Annotated in this window: 18 protein-coding genes; 7 read left to right on the top strand and 11 right to left on the bottom strand. The window is 68.4% G+C overall.

What is annotated here, in order from left to right; translation table 11 throughout:
* Window positions 1-11: 11 nt before the first annotated feature.
* The gene (locus BLQ14_RS01655) at window positions 12-662 is read right to left on the bottom strand and encodes a carbonic anhydrase (protein WP_092497524.1); all 651 of its coding nucleotides are present in this window, start codon (window positions 660-662) and stop codon (window positions 12-14) included.
* Between the two features lie 148 nt (window positions 663-810).
* Here BLQ14_RS01655 and BLQ14_RS01650 point away from each other — a divergent pair, with 148 nt between their 5' ends.
* Entirely contained in the window at window positions 811-1,215 is a 405-nt protein-coding gene (locus BLQ14_RS01650; protein ID WP_092497522.1) for a hypothetical protein, read from the top strand.
* A gap of 394 nt (window positions 1,216-1,609) precedes the next feature.
* Here the strand turns inward: BLQ14_RS01650 and BLQ14_RS01645 are convergent, their stop codons facing one another.
* Genes BLQ14_RS01645 through argH form a run of 4 tightly spaced genes read right to left on the bottom strand, consistent with a single transcriptional unit; the run spans window position 1,610 to window position 6,976 of the window.
* The gene (locus BLQ14_RS01645; RefSeq protein WP_245656841.1) at window positions 1,610-4,168 is read right to left on the bottom strand and encodes a TIGR02302 family protein; all 2,559 of its coding nucleotides are present in this window, start codon (window positions 4,166-4,168) and stop codon (window positions 1,610-1,612) included.
* Window positions 4,169-4,204: 36 nt separating this feature from the next.
* Window positions 4,205-5,473, bottom strand: coding sequence for a diaminopimelate decarboxylase (gene lysA, locus BLQ14_RS01640; protein WP_092497520.1), 1,269 nt, complete (start codon window positions 5,471-5,473; stop codon window positions 4,205-4,207).
* 7 nt (window positions 5,474-5,480) lie between these two features.
* Window positions 5,481-5,588 carry an argininosuccinate lyase gene (locus BLQ14_RS15250; RefSeq protein ID WP_106176380.1) on the bottom strand — a complete coding sequence of 36 codons (108 nt, stop codon included), beginning with the start codon at window positions 5,586-5,588 and terminating at the stop codon, window positions 5,481-5,483.
* On the bottom strand, window positions 5,585-6,976 hold the full coding sequence (gene argH, locus BLQ14_RS01635) for an argininosuccinate lyase (RefSeq protein WP_092497518.1): 1,392 nt from the start codon (window positions 6,974-6,976) through the stop codon (window positions 5,585-5,587). Before argH ends, BLQ14_RS15250 begins: the two co-directional genes overlap by 4 nt.
* Window positions 6,977-7,000: 24 nt before the next feature.
* Between argH and BLQ14_RS01630 the strand changes: the two genes are divergently transcribed.
* A complete protein-coding gene (locus BLQ14_RS01630) occupies window positions 7,001-7,564 on the top strand; it encodes a TlpA family protein disulfide reductase (RefSeq protein WP_092497516.1) in 564 nt (187 codons plus the stop codon).
* A 3-nt stretch (window positions 7,565-7,567) separates the two neighbouring features.
* Here the strand turns inward: BLQ14_RS01630 and BLQ14_RS01625 are convergent, their stop codons facing one another.
* Window positions 7,568-8,140, bottom strand: a complete 573-nt coding sequence (locus BLQ14_RS01625; protein ID WP_092497514.1) for a DNA-3-methyladenine glycosylase I — start codon at window positions 8,138-8,140, stop codon at window positions 7,568-7,570.
* Between the two features lie 113 nt (window positions 8,141-8,253).
* Here BLQ14_RS01625 and BLQ14_RS01620 point away from each other — a divergent pair, with 113 nt between their 5' ends.
* The 4 genes from BLQ14_RS01620 to yddG all read left to right on the top strand — a co-directional run bounded on the left by BLQ14_RS01620 (window position 8,254) and on the right by yddG (window position 12,271).
* Window positions 8,254-9,114: an EAL domain-containing protein gene (locus tag BLQ14_RS01620; RefSeq protein WP_092497512.1), complete on the top strand. Its 861-nt coding sequence runs from the start codon at window positions 8,254-8,256 to the stop codon at window positions 9,112-9,114.
* Between the two features lie 192 nt (window positions 9,115-9,306).
* Window positions 9,307-10,482, top strand: coding sequence for an acetyl-CoA C-acetyltransferase (locus BLQ14_RS01615; RefSeq protein ID WP_092497510.1), 1,176 nt, complete (start codon window positions 9,307-9,309; stop codon window positions 10,480-10,482).
* Between the two features lie 95 nt (window positions 10,483-10,577).
* Window positions 10,578-11,303 carry a beta-ketoacyl-ACP reductase gene (phbB, locus tag BLQ14_RS01610; protein ID WP_092497508.1) on the top strand — a complete coding sequence of 242 codons (726 nt, stop codon included), beginning with the start codon at window positions 10,578-10,580 and terminating at the stop codon, window positions 11,301-11,303.
* Between the two features lie 65 nt (window positions 11,304-11,368).
* Window positions 11,369-12,271, top strand: a complete 903-nt coding sequence (gene yddG / locus BLQ14_RS01605) for an aromatic amino acid exporter YddG (protein WP_092497506.1) — start codon at window positions 11,369-11,371, stop codon at window positions 12,269-12,271.
* Here yddG and BLQ14_RS01600 read toward each other — a convergent pair.
* The 3 genes from BLQ14_RS01600 to BLQ14_RS01590 all read right to left on the bottom strand — a co-directional run bounded on the left by BLQ14_RS01600 (window position 12,237) and on the right by BLQ14_RS01590 (window position 13,494).
* The gene (locus BLQ14_RS01600) at window positions 12,237-12,404 is read right to left on the bottom strand and encodes a YdcH family protein (RefSeq protein WP_092497504.1); all 168 of its coding nucleotides are present in this window, start codon (window positions 12,402-12,404) and stop codon (window positions 12,237-12,239) included. The two genes, yddG and BLQ14_RS01600, sit on opposite strands and share 35 nt — an antisense overlap.
* A gap of 107 nt (window positions 12,405-12,511) precedes the next feature.
* Complete coding sequence (locus BLQ14_RS01595; RefSeq protein WP_245656839.1) at window positions 12,512-13,282, bottom strand: tRNA1(Val) (adenine(37)-N6)-methyltransferase; 771 nt, start codon at window positions 13,280-13,282, stop codon at window positions 12,512-12,514.
* Window positions 13,279-13,494, bottom strand: a complete 216-nt coding sequence (locus BLQ14_RS01590) for a putative signal transducing protein (protein ID WP_092497503.1) — start codon at window positions 13,492-13,494, stop codon at window positions 13,279-13,281. Before BLQ14_RS01590 ends, BLQ14_RS01595 begins: the two co-directional genes overlap by 4 nt.
* 38 nt (window positions 13,495-13,532) lie before the next feature.
* On the opposite strand from BLQ14_RS01590, the gene BLQ14_RS01585 reads away from it, so the two are divergent.
* Complete coding sequence (locus tag BLQ14_RS01585; RefSeq protein WP_092497501.1) at window positions 13,533-14,549, top strand: polyprenyl synthetase family protein; 1,017 nt, start codon at window positions 13,533-13,535, stop codon at window positions 14,547-14,549.
* Here BLQ14_RS01585 and BLQ14_RS01580 read toward each other — a convergent pair.
* Complete coding sequence (locus BLQ14_RS01580; protein ID WP_092497499.1) at window positions 14,542-15,396, bottom strand: 4-(cytidine 5'-diphospho)-2-C-methyl-D-erythritol kinase; 855 nt, start codon at window positions 15,394-15,396, stop codon at window positions 14,542-14,544. The two genes, BLQ14_RS01585 and BLQ14_RS01580, sit on opposite strands and share 8 nt — an antisense overlap.
* A complete protein-coding gene (locus BLQ14_RS01575) occupies window positions 15,380-17,095 on the bottom strand; it encodes a tetratricopeptide repeat protein (protein ID WP_245656837.1) in 1,716 nt (571 codons plus the stop codon). Before BLQ14_RS01575 ends, BLQ14_RS01580 begins: the two co-directional genes overlap by 17 nt.
* Between the last annotated feature and the right edge of the window lie 98 nt (window positions 17,096-17,193).

Raw genomic sequence — 17,193 nt, 5'->3', positions numbered from 1 at the left:
AAGGCGCGGCATCAGACCGGCACGAAACACCCCGTCTCGGCGTCGAGCACATGCAGCTCGCCCGAGCCGATCTCGTGCCAGGCGCCATGCAGCGTCAGGTCACCCGCTTCCACCGCCTGCGCCACGAAGGGAAAGCTCATCAGGTTCTCGAGGCTCACCCGCACCGCCTCGTGTTCAAGCTCGGTGAGCGCATCCTCCACCCCTTCACGCCCGGCCACCCGCTCGTAGCCGGGGCGGAGGATGTCCATCCAGCGGCCGACGAAGCTCGTGGCCTTCTCGAGCTCCGGCGCATTGCCCGAGCACATGTCATGACACCCCTGCACCCCGCCGCAGCGCGAATGCCCCATGACGATGACATGCGCGACCTTCAGCGCCGTCACCGCATACTCCACCGCCGCCGAGGTGCCGTGATGGTCACCATCCGGCGCATAGGGCGGCACGAGGTTGGCGATGTTGCGGTGGATGAAGAACTCCCCCTGATCCGCCCCGAAGATCGAGGTCGCGTGCACGCGGCTGTCACAGCAGGTGATGACCATCGCCCGCGGCCGCTGGCCCTCCTCGGCAAGACGCTTGTACCAGGCCCGGTTCTCGGCAAAGGTCGTTGCCTTCCAGCCGTGATAGCGCTGGACCAGATAGGCAGGCAGCGGGCGTACCGGCAGCATGCGTTGCTCTCCCTCCCCGGTTCGGAGCGTCTGTAGGCTGCATTGTCGGCAAATGCGAGCCATTTCCTCCGCCGCCGTCAACGCTTTCTTGGCGCGCGCGGGCCAATTTTGCCGGGCGGTGAGGAAAACGGGGAAGAGCGAGGGTGAAATGAAAGGCGTCATCCGGCTGCGCCTGGCAGAGCAGGTCGTGATCGACGGGCAGCTCGCCCGGAGCCGCAACGCGGAACCGAACGACCGGAGCAGCCCGGCGGCCCCGGCGGTTGCGCTCGAGGAGCTCGCCTACTGGCTCTACCACTTCGACGCCGCCTTGCGGCGTGGCGACAGGCAGGAGCTGGCGGAGCGTGCGGGGCGCATCGCCACCCTTGCCGAACCGCTCGGCCTTCGCTCGCTGGCGGGAGTTGCGCGCGACCTGCTGACGCTCTTCGACGCGGGCGGGCAGGGGTCTGCGTCGCACTGGCTGGGACCGGCAAGGGCGGCGGTCGCGGCGCGGCTCGTGCGCGTTGGGGAGGCTTCGATACTCCGCGCCTGGGAGCTCCAGGACATGCCGGGGTGATGACCGTCACAGCCATGCATCTCCCTGCCCCGGCAGGAGTCCCGTCTCTTGGGCGGCGCACGCGACGATGCACCGCGACGCGAGGTGCCCCGGGCGCGCTGTCAGCGGCGCCGCAGGATGATGTCGGGCAGCGCCAGCGCCTCGATCAGCGCGAGGCAAAGCCCCCTTGCATTCGGTACAGCCGACGCAGGGGCCGGTGAGCGCGGCACACTGGCGCGCCAGCTCGGCCACCCTCGGCGCATGGGCAACGCGGCGTTCTGTTTCCATGGCCCCCTTCCTCGCGGGCTGTCCACGGGCATGCTTTGCAGTGCATTCTCGCCAAGCCCGGGCGCGTTGTCGAGCCGCATGGGGGCGGCGTGTCAACGGATGCCGCGACGGCGCGGCGCATTGCCGCTCAGAACCGTTCCAGAAGCCGGCGCAGGTAGTCGAGCTCGATCAGCGGCCGGTCGCGCTCGCCCGAGCGGCGGCGGATCTCGTCGAGAAGGTCGCGGGCGCGGCGGTACACGTCCTCGCCCTGCAACAGCTTCTCCTCCGTCCCGATCTGCCCGTCGCGGCCAATGTCGCGGCCGAGCGGGTCACGGCGGCGGGGGGCATCGGCCCGGCCGAAATTCTCGCCCTGCTGGCCGTTCTGCATCTGCTCCTGCGCCAGCGCCTCGCCGAGGTTGCGCATCCCCTCGCGCAGGGCTTCCATCGCCTCGGCCTGCTCGTCGAGCGCGCCGGCAAGATCGTTCTCGCGCAGGGCTTCCTCGGCGCCCTCCATGGCGCGACCGGCGCGGTCGAGCGCCTCGCGCGCCGCATCCCCCTCGGGCGTGCCTGGCGCGGGGAGGCCACGCGACTGCCCCTCGAGAAGCTCGCGCAGCGCGCGCTGGCGGTCGGCGAGCATCTGGCCCAGCCCCTCGCCCGGCGTCTCGCTGCCCTGCCGCCCCGCGCCCGGGGGCTGGCCCTCCTGACCCTCTTGGCCCTCCATCCCCTGCTGGCCCTGTTGCTGGCCCTGCTGCTGGCCGTCCTGAAACTGGCGCTGCAGGTCCGAGAAGGTGTCGTCGCTCAGCTCCTGCTGCTGGCGCAGCGTGTCGGCAAGGCCATTGAGCGCCTGCTGGCCCGGCGATTGCTGGCCGTTCGGCCCCTGCGTGACCTGCAGGTTCTCCATCATCTGGCGCAGGGCCTCGAGAAGCTGCTGCGCCTCGTCCATACGGCCCTGCTCCATCAACTCCTGCAGCCGCTGCAGCATCTCCTCGAGCTGCTGGCCGGTGATCTCCTGGCCCTGCTGCTGGCGCTCGGCCTGCTGTTCTTGGCCGCCCTCGCGCTGCTGCTCTTCGGCGAGCTGGCGGATGTAGTCGCTCATCGCCTCGCGCAGCTCCTGCATCAGCCGCTCGATCTCCTCACGGTTGGCGCCGTTGCGCATTGCCTCGGCCAGCCGCTCCTGCGCCTCGCGCAGACGCTCGAGCGCGCCCGCAAGCGTACCGTCCTCGATCATCAGCGCGATGTCCCACAGCGCCTCGGCGATCTCGTCGCGCAGCGCATCGTCAAGCGGGCCGTCCTTGAGGCCAAGCTCCAGCCGCCGGATCGCGACCCGAAGCTTGAGATAGGCGGTCTCACTGTCGAAGATGTCCTCGGGGCGGTGGCTGATGGCGCGCAGAACCTGCGCCACGCGCGGCGCATTGGCGCGGCTCCACAGCAGGTCGCGACGCTGCTCAACAATCGCCTTGGCCAGCGTGTCGAAGAAACGCCGGCCCGGAAGCTCGATGATCTCGGGCGCCGAGCTGCCCTCCTGCCCGGCGGCATCGACCACGGTGAGCCTGACCTCCACCGGCAGGCCGACCCAGGGGTGGCCCGAGACATTCTCGATCAGCACCTCGCGGAAGTCGCGCCGGTCGCCGGTGATGGTCATCGGCAGATCGAAGACCAGAGGCGCGCGCGGCTCGGGCTCGGCGGCGAGGCCGTAGCGGCGATCGACCCGGTCGAGCGCAAGGGTGATCTCGGCGCGCCCGCTCACCACCCCGTGGTCATCGGAGGCAACAAAGGGCAGGCGCATCTCGCCCGTCGCACCCCGCTCGGCCGGCCCGTCGAGGCGCACGCTCGGCGGCGCGTCGGCGATCATCGTCACCTCCCAGCTGCGCCCCCCCGGCCCCTCGATGGCAAGACGGCCCGATTGCACGACCGTGAAGGACTGCTCGGGAGCGGAGGCGGGTGGCACCTCGCCGGTGCGCGCCGAGACCGTCTCGGAAAGCGTCAGAGCGCCCACCTCGCCGTAGAGACGCAGAGTGATGCGGCTGCCCTGCGGCACTTCGAGCCGCCCGGCAGGCAGGTCGTTGAGATAGAGCGTGGGCTTTGCGGTATAGGCGGGGGGCTCGACCCAGCCCTCCCAGCTTGGCCCGGCGGCAAGCGCCTCAGCGCTGCCGCCCGGCGTCATCTCGGTGACGGTGCCGACGCGCCAGACCGAGCCGAAGAGAACCGCCACGGCGAGCGCCACCAGCGCCGCGTAGCGCAGCGCGTAGGGGTCACGCGCGGCAAGGCCCAGCTTCGGGCGCACCGCGCGGGCCTCGGCCACACGCGCGGCCATGCGCGCAAGATGCGCGCGCCACAGCTCGGCCGAGGCTGCATCGCCGCGCCCGACCGCCAGCTCGTCGGCCAGCGCCGAGATCGGCCGGCCGGGAAGCGTGGCATCGAGCCGCGCCACCACCTCGTGCTGGCGCGGCCAGCGAAAGCGCGCGAGCCCGTGCGCAAGCGCGAGAAGCGCGCCCATGATCGCCACCGCGCCAGCCGTCCAGACAACCTCGAGCGGGGCGAGCTCGTGCAACCCCAGCATCAGTGCGGCGAAGCTCGCGAAGATGATGCTCCACAGCGGCCAGAAGGCACGCGCGGCCCGCTCGGCGAACATGCCGAGGAAGGTCAGCCGCAGCGGCCACGCAAGGCGGCTGCGAGCCTCCGGCGGGATGCGGGCCATCTCGTTCATGCCTCAGGCGCTCCCCGCCCGGTCAGGCGCAAAGGGTCAAAGCCATTCCGGAATGGTATCGCGCCCGATGATTTCGTCAAATGTGGGGCGTGCGCGGATGACGGCGAATTGATCGCCGCGCACCAGCACTTCGGGGATCAACGGGCGGGTGTTGTATTCCGACGCCATCACCGCGCCATAGGCCCCGGCCGAGCGGAAGGCGACGAGATCACCGGCCGCCACCGGCGGCATGGGGCGGTTGCGGGCAAAGGTGTCGCCGGTCTCGCAGACCGGGCCGACGATGTCGAAGGGGTGAAGCTCGGCACCGGGCGCGGGCTCGATGACCGGCACGATTTCGTGCCAGGCGCCATACATGGCCGGGCGGATGAGATCGTTCATGCCCGCGTCGAGAATGAGAAAGTCGCGGTCCTCGCCATGCTTGAGCCAGACAACCTGCGCCACCATGATCCCGGCATTGCCTGCGATCAGCCGGCCGGGCTCGATCTCGATCTCGCAGCCCAGATCGCCCACCACGCGGCGGACCATGGCGCAGTAGTCGGTGGGCAGGGGCGGCGGGGCATTCGACTGGCTCTCGTAGGGGATGCCAAGGCCGCCGCCGAGATCGAGCCGGCTGATCTCGTGACCATCGGCACGAAGTTGCCGGGCAAGCTCCGCGACCTTCGTGTAGGCCTCCTCGAAAGGGGCGAGATCGGTGAGCTGGCTGCCGATGTGCACGTCGATTCCCACCACCTTCAGCCCCTTGAGCCGCGCCGCTTCGGCATAGACCTCGCGGGCGCGGCTGATCGGGATGCCGAACTTGTTTTCCTTCCGGCCGGTGGCGATCTTCTCGTGGGTGCGGGCATCGACATCGGGGTTCACGCGGATGGCGACGGGCGCCACCAGCCCCATCGAGCGCGCGACCTCGTCGAGCGCGCGCATCTCCGGCTCCGATTCGACGTTGAACTGCCGGATGCCGCCGGCAAGCGCCACGCGCATCTCCCCGCGCGTCTTGCCGACACCGGAAAAGACCACCCGCTCACCCGGCACCCCGGCGGCGAGGGCGCGGCGGTATTCGCCTTCGCTGACCACGTCCATGCCCGCCCCCTCGGCCGCGAGCGTGGCGAGAATCGCCTGGTTCGACAGCGCCTTGACCGCGTAGCAGATGAGGTGATCGGTGCCCGCGAGCCCCTCCTCGAACAGCCGGTAATGGCGCAGGAGCGTGGCGGTGGAGTAGAGGTAGAAGGGCGTGCCGACGGCCACGGCGATCTCGGGGACGGGCACATCTTCGGCGTGGAGCACGCCGTTGCGGTAAAGGAAATGATCCATCGCGCGGCTACCCGGCTTGCGTGGTATCGGGCCGGGGCGGCGGCGGCACGGGCGGGCCCTCCACCCCGCAGGTGATGAGCGGCAAAAGAAGCGTGAGCGCGAGAACGAGCTTCATCCAAGGATCTCCTTCCAGCGGGCGATCTGCGCGCGCACCTGCTCGGGCGCGGTGCCGCCATAGCTCGTGCGGCTCGCCACCGAATTGTGCACGCCGAGCACGTCATACACCTCTTCGGTGATGCCGGGATGGACTTCGCGCATCTCCTCGAGCGTCAGCTCGGGCAGGTCGCAGCCCTTCGCCTCGGCCTTCGCCACCAGCGCGCCGGTCACGTGATGGGCCTCGCGGAAGGGCAGGCCAAGCCGGCGTACCAGCCAGTCGGCCAGATCGGTGGCGGTGGAGAAGCCCGCCGAGGCCGCCGCCTCGAGCGCCTCGCGATTGACGGTGAGGTCGCGGATCATCCCCTCCATCGCCGCCAGCGACAGCATCAGCGAATCGGCGGCGTCGAAGACCTGCTCCTTGTCCTCCTGCATGTCCTTGGAATAGGCCAAGGGCAGCCCCTTCATCACCACGAAGAGCGAAACGGTCGCCCCCAGAATGCGCCCGATCTTGGCGCGGATCAGCTCGGCAGCGTCAGGGTTGCGCTTCTGCGGCATGATCGAGGAGCCGGTGGAGAAGCGGTCCGACAGCGTGACGAAGCGGAACTGCGCGGTTGACCAGATGACAAGCTCTTCGGCCAGCCGGCTGAGGTGCATCGCGCAGATCGAGGCGGCGGAGAGGAACTCGAGCGCAAAGTCGCGGTCGGAGACGGCATCGAGCGAATTGGCCATCGGCCGGTCGAAGCCGAGCGCCTTCGCCGTCATCTCCCGGTCGATCGGAAAGGAGGTGCCGGCAAGCGCGGCCGCGCCGAGGGGGCATTCGTTCATCCGCGCGCGGGCGTCGGCGAAGCGGCCGCGGTCGCGCCCGAACATCTCGACATAGGCCATCATGTGATGGCCCCATGTGACCGGCTGGGCCACCTGCAGATGGGTGAAGCCCGGCATCACCCAGTCGGGCCCCGCCTCGGCCTGTGCGAGAAGCGCGCGCATCAGCGCCACCAGCGCCTCGTCAAGCGCGTCGATCTGCTCGCGCACCCAGAGGCGGAAGTCGGTCGCCACCTGATCGTTGCGTGAGCGCGCGGTATGCAGCCGCCCGGCGGGCTCGCCGATGAGCTCCTTCAGCCGCGCCTCCACGTTCATGTGGATGTCCTCGAGCGCGGTGGAGAAGGGAAAGGTGCCCGCCTCGATCTCTGACAAGATCGTGAGAAGCCCTTCACGGATCGCCTCGGCATCGCTATCGGAGATGATGCCCGTGGCCGCCAGCATCGCGGCATGGGCGCGGGAGCCGGCGATGTCCTGTGGCGCAAGCCGCCTGTCGAAGCCGATCGAGGCGTTGATTGCCTCCATGATCGCGTCCGGTCCGGCGGCAAAGCGACCGCCCCACATGGCGTTGGAGCTCTTCTGGTTCATGGCTGTAGACCCCGGGAGGGAGAGATGCGCAGATTTCTTGCCGCCGTCCTCTACACGGCGCTGATCCTCGGCGCAAATGCCGCCGCCGCCCAGGACATCGGCGCGCTCGAGGCCCTGCGCGCGGGCTCGATGAAGAAGCTCGCCTTCTTGCCTGAGGCCGTTGCCGCCTCGCAAGCGCCCTTTCTTGACGAGAACGGCAGCAAGATCACGCTGACCGAGTTTCGCGGGAAATGGGTGCTTCTGAACTTCTGGGCCACATGGTGCGCACCCTGCCGCAAGGAGATGCCGGGGCTCGAGGCGCTGCAGCGCGAGATGGGGGGCGAGCGCTTTCAGGTCGTCACCATCGCCACGGGCCGCAACCCGCCGCCGGCCATCGCACGCTTCTTCGACGAGATCGGCGTGAGCGAGCTGCCGCGCTACCGCGACCCTTCCCAGCGGCTTGCGCGGGAGATGGCCGTCTTCGGTCTGCCGACCACGGTGATTCTCGACCCGGAGGGCCGCGAGATCGCCCGCCTGCTCGGCGATGCCGAGTGGGACAGCGACAGCGCCCGCGCCATCATCGCCGCGCTCGTTGGCGCACAGCGCTGAGGCTCAGGCGAGCGCGGCCACCTGCGCATGCCGGGGGCAGGTGACAAGGTGGTCGTTGACCATGCCGGTGGCCTGCATGAAGGCGTAGGTGATCGTCGGCCCGCAGAAGCGAAAGCCCGCCGCCCTCAGATCGCGTGAGATGTGCTGCGAGAGCGGCGTCTCGGCCGGCACCTCGTCCATCCTGCGGAAGCGGTTCTGGATGGGCGCGCCGCCCACCCGGCTCCACAGGAAGGTCGCGAACCCCTCGCGCGCCTCGATCTCGAGCCACGCGCGGGCGTTGGTGATGGTCGCCTCGATCTTGCCGCGATGGCGCACGATGCCGGGGTCGGCGAGGAGGCGGGCCACCTCCGCCTCGCCCCACCGCGCGATCACCTCCGGGTCGAAACCGGCGAAAGCCGCGCGGAAATTCTCCCGCTTTCTCAATATCGTGATCCATGACAGCCCGGCCTGGAAGCCATCGAGCACGAGCTTTTCCCACAGCGCGCGGCTGTCGCGCTCGGGCACGCCCCACTCCTCGTCATGGTAGGCCACATAGAGCGGATCATCACCGCACCAGGGGCATCGCTGCTCGCTCATGTTCCGCGCCCGTTCCGCCGTGTGCCATCCCGTGAAAGTTTGAGACAAAACGCGAACTTTTACCAGACGTAAAGCTTCTCGCGGCAGTGTCGGCGGTGTTTGGGGAGTCTGCTATGGTCGACATCGTGACGGGAAAATTGCCCGAAGGCGCGCTGCCCGCGCTCGACGGGCCTGACAATCCGCTTGCCGCCGCCATTGCCGCGCGCGACCGGCACACCATCGCCATGGTGCGCGAGGCGGTCGAGGCGCGCCGCGTCGTGCTGGCGTTCCAGCCTGTGGTGACCGCGCTGCAGCCCTTGCGCACGGGCTTCTACGAGGGGCTTCTGCGCGTGCTCGAACCCTCGGGCCGCCCGATCCCCGCGCGCGAGTTCATCGGCGCCGTGGAGCAGACGGAGCTTGGCCGCAAGCTTGACTGTCTGGCGCTCGAAATGGGGCTGGAGACCCTGCGCCGGCACGCGGGCCTGCGGCTGGCAATCAACATGTCCGCCCGCTCCATCGGCTATCCGCCCTGGCGCGCGGTGCTCGAGAAGGGGCTCGCCGGGGAGCCCACCATTGCCGAGCGGCTCATTCTGGAAATCACCGAAGGCTCGGCCATGCTCATGCCGGATCTCGTCCAGGTGTTCATGAAGGAGCTGCAGGCGAAGGACATCACCTTTGCACTCGATGACTTCGGCGCCGGCTACACCTCCTTCCGTTATCTGCGGGACTTCTGTTTCGACATCCTCAAGATCGACGGGCAGTTCATCCGCGGAATTCACGCCGAGCCCGACAACCAGGTGCTGACCGAGGCGCTGCTGGCGATCGCCCGGCACTTCGACATGTTCACCGTTGCCGAGTCGGTCGAATGCGAGGCTGACGCCGTCTTTCTCGCCAATCTCGGGGTCGATTGCCTTCAGGGATACTACTTTGGAGCACCGACGATACGCCCGCCCTGGGCGCGCGAAGAGGAGGAGACGAGACTCGCTGCGGGGTGAAGGTTCCACCCCATGGCCACCAAGCGCAAGGCCCTCGCCGATTGCATCGCTGCACCGCAGAATGTATAGAAGCTCGAGATCGCGACCGGCGCCCGGCCGGATCCGTTGAACCGACTGCGGGAACCTGTGTTTTCGGCAAGGGATCAGGGCAGGCCGGGCCGGTCATTGCCAATTGATCGGGAGGCTCTGCTCATGTCCAACGTCGTCATCGCCGCTGCCGCGCGCACCCCTGTCGGCAGCTTCAACGGATCATTCGCCGATACTCCCGCGCACGAGCTTGGCCGCGTCGTGCTCGAAGCGGTGGTCGAGCGCGCGGGTCTCGACAAGTCGGAGGTGTCCGAGACGATCCTGGGGCAGGTTCTGACCGCCGGGCAGGGCCAGAACCCGGCCCGCCAGGCCCATGTGAATGCGGGCCTGCCGATCGAGTCGGCGGCGTGGGGCATCAACCAGGTCTGCGGCTCGGGGTTGCGGGCGGTGGCGCTTGGCGCCCAGCACATCCAGCTTGGCGACGCTGAAATCGTCGCTGCGGGCGGGCAGGAATCGATGTCGCTCAGCCCGCATGTCGCCCATCTGCGCAAGGGCCAGAAGATGGGTGACATGCAGTTCATCGACTCCATGATCCGCGACGGGCTGTGGGACGCCTTCAACGGCTATCACATGGGCCAGACGGCCGAGAACCTCGCGGAGAAATACCAGATCACCCGCGAGATGCAGGACGAGTTCGCCGCGGCCTCCCAGAACAAGGCCGAGGCGGCGCAGAAGGCGGGCAAGTTCGATGAGGAGATCGTTCCGGTCACCGTCAAGACGCGCAAGGGCGACATCGTCGTGGACAAGGACGAGTACATCCGCCACGGCACCACGCTCGAGGCGCTGGCGAAGCTCCGCCCGGCCTTCAAGAAGGACGGCACGGTGACCGCCGGCAACGCCAGCGGCATCAACGACGGCGCAGCGGCCGTGCTCCTGATGAGCGCCGAGGAGGCCGAGCGCCGCGGCATCGAGCCGCTCGCGCGCATCGTCTCCTGGGCCACCGCGGGGGTGGACCCGGCGATCATGGGCATCGGCCCCGCGCCCGCGAGCCGCAAGGCGCTTGAGAAGGCCGGCTGGAAGATCGACGATCTCGACCTTGTCGAGGCCAACGAGGCCTTCGCCGCCCAGGCGCTCGCCGTGAACAAGGAAATGGGCTGGAACCCCGAGATCGTGAACGTCAATGGCGGCGCCATCGCCATCGGCCACCCCATCGGCGCCTCGGGCGCGCGCATCCTCAACACGCTCATCTACGAGATGAAGCGCCGCGGCGCGAGGCGCGGGCTTGCCACGCTGTGCATCGGCGGCGGCATGGGCGTGGCCATGTGCGTGGAGCGGCCGTAATCTTTCACTCCCGCGTCAATTCCGGCATTGCGCAACATGATTGCGCAATGCCATTCTTTGTCGGAATGAAGTTTCAGGAATGAGGGAGGAATTCCATGGGCAGAGTTGCGCTTGTCACCGGCGGCACCCGCGGCATCGGCGCCGCCATCTCCAAGGCACTGAAGGCGGCAGGCTACAAGGTGGCCGCCAATTACGCCGGCAATGACGCCGCCGCGCAGGCCTTCACCGAGGAGACGGGCATCCCGACCTACAAGTGGTCGGTGGCCGATTACGACGCCTGCAAGGAGGGCATCGCGAAGGTCGAGGCCGATCTCGGACCGATCGAGGTTCTGGTCAACAACGCCGGGATCACCCGCGATGCGATGTTCCACAAGATGACGCCCGAGCAGTGGCGCGAGGTCATCGACACCAACCTGACGGGCCTGTTCAACATGACCCACCCGATCTGGCCCGGCATGCGCGAGCGCAAGTTCGGCCGCGTCATCAACATCTCCTCCATCAACGGCCAGAAGGGTCAGGCGGGCCAGGCCAACTATTCGGCCGCCAAGGCCGGCGACCTCGGTTTCACCAAGGCGCTGGCGCAGGAAGGCGCCCGGTTCGGCATCACCGTCAATGCCGTCTGCCCGGGATACATCGCCACCGAGATGGTGAAGGCGATCGACGAGAAGATCCTGAACGAGCGGATCATCCCTCAGATTCCGGTGGGCCGCCTCGGCGAGCCCGAGGAGATCGCCCGCTGCGTGGTGTTTCTCGCGGCCGATGACGCAGGCTTCATCACCGGCTCGACGATCTCGGCCAATGGCGGGCAGTACTTCGTCTGAACACCGCGACCGACGCGACGCGCCCGCGCCCCATGCGGTGCGGGCGCTTTTCATGAAGGACGCCAATGACACGAGCGCGCGCCACCGCCACCGGTTTCGGGGCAGTTCTCATGTGGGCACTGCTGGCGCTTCTCACCGTGGGCTCGGCACCGGTTCCGCCCTTCCAGCTTGCCGCCATCTCTTTCGCCATCGGCGCGGCAATCGGGCTTGCCTGGACCGCGGCGACGGGCGGGCTCGCCGCGCTCGGCCATGTGCGGCCCGCTGTCTACGCCTTCGGCATTGCCGGGTTGTTCGGCTATCACGCGCTCTATTTCTTCGCGCTCCGGCTCGCACCCCCCGCCGAGGCCGGGCTCATCGCCTATCTCTGGCCGCTGTTCATCGTGCTCTTCTCCGGGCTCTTGCCGGACGAGAAGCTGGGCGCGGGCCATGTTCTCGGCGCGCTCGTCGCCTTTGCAGGCGCGGCTCTGATCATTGGCGGCAGGATTGGTGGCGTCTCGGCCCAATCGCTGCCGGGACTCGGCCTTGCCTTTCTCTGCGCGCTCACCTGGAGCAGCTATTCGGTGATTTCCCGGCGGCTCGGCGCGGTGCCGACCGCAAGCGTGACGGTCTTCTGCGCCGGTTCAGCGCTGCTCGCACTCGCCGCACATGTCGCCTTCGAGACGACGGTATGGCCGCAGAGCGCGCTCGGCTGGGTCTCCACAGCCCTTCTCGGGATCGGTCCCGTTGGCCTTGCCTTCTACCTCTGGGACGTCGGCGTGAAGCACGGAGACATCCAGCTGCTGGGCGTGGCCTCCTACGCCGCGCCGCTTCTTTCGACGCTGGTGCTGGTGGCGGCGGGCGTGGCCGAACCTTCGGCCACGCTGCTTCTCGCCGCGCTGATGATTGCGGGCGGTGCGCTGCTTGCCGCCCGGGCCAGCGCCGCTGCCCGCGCGGTCAATGGCTCGAGAGGCGGTAGATCTCTTCCTTGATCTTCAGTTTCTGCTTCTTGAGCTCGGTGATCTGCAGATCGTCGAAGCCCGGGGTCCTCAACGCCTCTTCAACCTTTTCCGAGAGCGCCTGATGCTTGCGGCGGAGTTCCTCCAGGTGCGAACTCAAGCTCATGTTTGGTGCCCTCCTCGTTGATTGCTGTTGCAGGATCAGTCCAGCACAAAAACCCGCTCCTGTCACCTTCTCGTTACACAGGCTTGCGAGAAATCATCCAAACCCATTCAACCCCAGGCTACAGGCAACCCGGCGCCCTCGCGAAGCACGCGGGCAACGGCGGGCGTGAAGCTTTCCCCTTTCTCGACATGGGCGTGCCCCTCGTGGATGACAAGAGGGGCCAGCAGTCGGAACGGCGCCCGTGACCCCTTGCGCCCGGTCACGATCACGCGATCGGCAGGCCGCCCCGTGCGCCCCTGCAAGGGCAGCACGGTAATCTGCCCCAGTCGCCCCTCGAGCACACGCAGAATCTCCGGCAGCCGTTCGCTGCGCTGGATCACGGTGAGCCTGCCCTTGGGGCCAAGCCTCCTGATTCCGGTATCGAGCCAGTCGCCAAGCGCCCTGGGCCCGGCATTGCCCATCGCCCGACCCGGCTCCTCCGGCGAAGTGCCCGAACCGGGGGTGAAATACGGCGGGTTCATCATGACATGATCGAAGCTGCGCGCGCGCAACGCTCGCGGCAGTGCGCCGACGTCGGCCTCGATCACCTCCAGCGCGAGGCCGTTGCGTTCGGCATTCCGCCGTGCGAGCGCCGCCATCGCCGGCAGGATTTCGACGCCGGTCACGCGCACGCCCGGCACACGCCGCGCGAGGCAGAGTGCCGCCGCGCCCGCGCCACACCCGAGCTCGAGCACCGTCTGACCGGCCTCCGCCGGCACCGCAGCGGCAAGCAGCACCGCATCGGTGCCCGAGCGGAAACCGCGCGCCGGCTGCGCGATTACAAGACGCCCGCCGAGAAATCCGTCTTCGGTCAGATCAGGCGGCAGGGGAGCACTCACCCGCTCACCTCGACTCCGTTGTCGCGCAGTATCGCGCGGGCGAGAAACAGGTCACGGTCGCGCACCATCAGCCGGCGCGGCAGTATGCCCAGGGAGCCTTCCAGCACGCTCATGTGGACGTCCATCTGGAAGCAGTCTATACCCTCGCCGTCCAGTAGCGCGGTGGCGTAGGCGATGAGGGTCGGATCGTTGGTGCGCAACAGTTCCTTCATGCCTCTCCATCTAGGCGCGGTAGCCGGGAATTGTCGATATGGCTGACGCAGGTGATATCGCGCAGGCGGCCAAGGCCAGGCCCCACGAACGGCTGGCCGAGGCGCTTGCCCGCGAGATGGATGAGGTCAACGCACTCATTGCCGAGCGCATGGCCTCCGAGCATGCCCCGCGCATCCCGGAAGTCACGCGCCATCTCGTCGAGGCGGGCGGCAAGCGGCTGCGGCCGTTGCTCGTGCTCGCCGCCGCGCGGCTCTGCGGGTACGAGGGCCCCTTTCACATTCACCTCGCGGCGACGGTCGAGTTCATCCACACCGCCACGCTTCTGCATGACGACGTGGTTGACGAGAGCACCCGCCGCCGCGGCCGGCCGACGGCAAACCTGCTGTGGGACAACAAGTCGAGCGTTCTGGTCGGTGACTATCTCTTCGCCCGGGCCTTCCAGTTGATGGTTCAGACGGGCTCGCTCAGGGTGCTCGACATTCTCGCCGATGCCGCCGCCACCATCGCCGAGGGCGAGGTTCTCCAGCTGACGGCGGCGAGCAATCTTGCCACTGACGAGAGCGTCTATCTCAAGGTGATCCGCGGCAAGACGGCCGCGCTGTTCGCCGCCGCCTGCGAGGTGGGCGGCGTGATCGCCGGAGCACCGGCCGCGCAGGTGGAGGCCCTGCGCCGCTATGGCGATGCGCTCGGGATCAGCTTCCAGATCGCCGACGATTTGCTCGACTATGACGGCGACGCCGGCGTGACGGGCAAGAACGTCGGCGACGACTTTCGCGAAGGCAAGCTGACGCTGCCCCTCATCAAGGCGGTCGCAAAGGCCGACGCCGAGGAGCGCGCCTTCTGGCGTCGGGTCATCGAGCAGGGCCGCCAGCAAGAGGGCGACCTCGAGCACGCGCTCGAATTGATGCACCGGCATGGCACGCTCGCCGCAGCGCGCGCCGATGCGCTGGCATGGAGCGCCAGAGCCCGGGAGGCGCTGACGCATCTGCCCGACGTGCCGCTGAGACACATGCTGGGCGATCTGGCCGAATACGTCGTGGCGCGGATCAGCTGAGGCGCTCGCCGCCACGCCACAGCCCTGCCGGGGTGATCCACCACGCCGGCCGTTCGGCACCAAGCCGCGCGGCAGCCTCCCCGGCAGCCGCGGCCGAGGCATAAAGGCCAAAGCAGGTCGCACCCGATCCCGACATGCGCGCGAGAAGGCAGCCCCGCGTGCCTGTGATGGCATCGAGCGCCTCGCCGATTTGCGGCGCGATGCGGCTGGCGGCAGGCTCGAGGTCGTTGCGCATTCGCCCGAGCCAGCCGGCCAGTTCGGCCGCGTCGCCCCAGCGCGGGAGCTGTTCGGGCATGGGCGGGTTATCCCGGCTCTCGAGTGCCGCGAAGACAGCCGCGGTGGGCACCGCAACACCGGGGTTGACGAGCACGAAATGCGCCTCGGGCAGCTCGACGGCTTCGAGCCGCTCGCCAATGCCGCGCATCCGCGCGGGACGGGAACGCAGGCAAACGGGCAGATCCGCACCGAGCGCGGCGAGCGCTTCGGGCGCTGGCATCGTGCCACCCAGCGCCGCGAGCCCGCGCAGGAGCGCCGCGGCATCCGCACTGCCCCCGCCAATGCCAGCGGCTGCGGGCAGGTGCTTTTCGAGCGTTATCGCCACGGCAGGGCCGCCCATGAGCCGTGCGGCCCGCATCGCAAGATTGTCTTCACCGACAGGAACGCCGGCCGCAAGAGGCCCCGTGACCTCAAGCGAGAAGGACGGGGCCGACTCAAGGCGCAGCCGATCGCCCGCATCGAGAAAGACGACGAGGCTGTCGAGCAGGTGCAGCCCGTCCGCGCGCCGGCCGGTGACATGAAGTGTCAGATTGATCTTGGCCGGGGCGAAGACCTCAATTGCCCTGGACATCCTCGCGGGCGCTGGCGCGGATCGGCTGCGCCCCCTCCTCGATCAGCACCGCATCGAGCCCCACTTCGAGCTTGCGGCGGATGCGGTCGGCCTCGTCGGGTTCGGGGTTGAAGGAAAGCGCGCGCTTCCACTGCACGCGTGCCTCGCGCTCGCGCCCCACCGCCCAGTAGGCATCGCCCAGATGGTCGTTGATGATCGGATCTGTCGGCATCAGTTCGGCGGCGCGCTCGAGATTGACAACCGCCTGTTCATAGTCGCCCAGGCGGAACTGGACCCAGCCGAGGCTGTCGACAATGTAGCCCGAATCGGGCCGCGCCTCGACCGCGCGCTTGATAAGATCCATCGCCTCGTCGAGGTTGATGTTCATCTCTACGTAGGAATAGCCGAGATAGTTCAGCACCTGCGGCTGGTCGGGCTCGAGCTCGAGTGCCTTGCGAAAGTCCGCCTCGGCCTTTTCCCACTCGCCGGTGCGTTCGTAGCAGATGCCGCGCCCGAAATAGACGACCCACTGCCCGCGCTCGGGTTCGTCATAAAGGGCGATGGCACGCGAATAGCCCTCGGCGGCCTCGGCGTAACGCTCCTCACGGCGGAGCATGTCGCCAAGCGAGACATGCACCGAGGGGTTGTCGGGGTGTTCCTCGGCCAGCGCGCGCAGCGTGGCGATGGCCTCCTCAACCTTTCCCGACGCGTGCAGCGCTTCCGCCCGCCCGATGGTCGCCGGCACATAGGCGGGGCTGTCGGGCGGAATCCGAAGATAGGTCTCGGTCGCCAACTCGTGCCGCCCCATCCTCTCGAGCAGTCCCGCGCTCAGCAGGATGGCGCCAACATGGTCGGGACGCAGATACTCGGCCATGCGGCTGTACATGAGCGCATAGGCGTCGTTGGCCTCGCCATCGAGCGCACCAGCAACGGCAAAAAACACTTCCGCCGCCCCCGCCGCCGCATCCGGCACTGCGGTGAAGGGAAGCGTCTCGCCAGCCTCGAGCGCGGCCTTGATCGCTGCCAGCTCCTCGTCGAGACGGCCGGCAAAGGACTTGTCGATGAGTTCGACCGCATCGGCATTGCGCTCGAGCTGGCTGAGGATCTGCGCATAGGCGATCACCCCGCGCCGGTCGAGCTGGATCGGACCGGCGGCCCGGCCCGAGAGGATTTCCTCCGCGCCTTCCATGTCGCCGACCGCGGCCAGCGCAAGCGCCTTGTGGTAGAGGCCGAACATCTCGACCCCGCGCGTGGCGGCGACCTCGTCGAAGCTCTCCAGCGCCTCCGACATTCGCCCCGCACCGAACTGGGCCCAAGCCTTCAGAAGCCCGTCCACCATCGGGCCGACGCTGACGCCCGCGGTGAGATCATCGAGAAGCGCGGGGTAGTTGCCCTTCTTCATGTGATCGGCGAAGAGCACCATCGCCGCCACCTGGCTGACCTGCCCCAGCCCCTGCATCCGGCGCGCGATCGCCACCGCCTGCTCGATGCGTCCAAGCCCGACATACGCGCGAAGCGCGTTTTCCATGATCACCGGGTTGGACGAGTCAACGATCAGCGCCTGGCTGAAATAGGTGGTGGCGGCTTCGAAGTCGTTGTTCTGGGCGGCAACCTGCCCGGCCAGATAAGGCCCTGCAAGCCCCTGGGCCGTCGCCGGCAGACCGACAAGGAGCGCCACGGCGGCGGCGGCAAGACGCAGGGTGAAGGGCCGTGCTGTCACGATGCGCACCTCTCTGGGCAGACCACGCCGGGCAACCTAGCCCGCGCCCCCGGCAAGGGCAATGCGACGGAGCCGCCCGCGGCCGGCCCCAGCCGGCC

The sequence above is a fragment of the Meinhardsimonia xiamenensis genome (assembly GCF_900102905.1).
Taxonomy (GTDB): domain Bacteria; phylum Pseudomonadota; class Alphaproteobacteria; order Rhodobacterales; family Rhodobacteraceae; genus Meinhardsimonia; species Meinhardsimonia xiamenensis.
The sequence above is the reverse complement of the archived record's forward strand: the minus strand, read 5'-3'. Positions and strand labels throughout refer to the sequence as shown.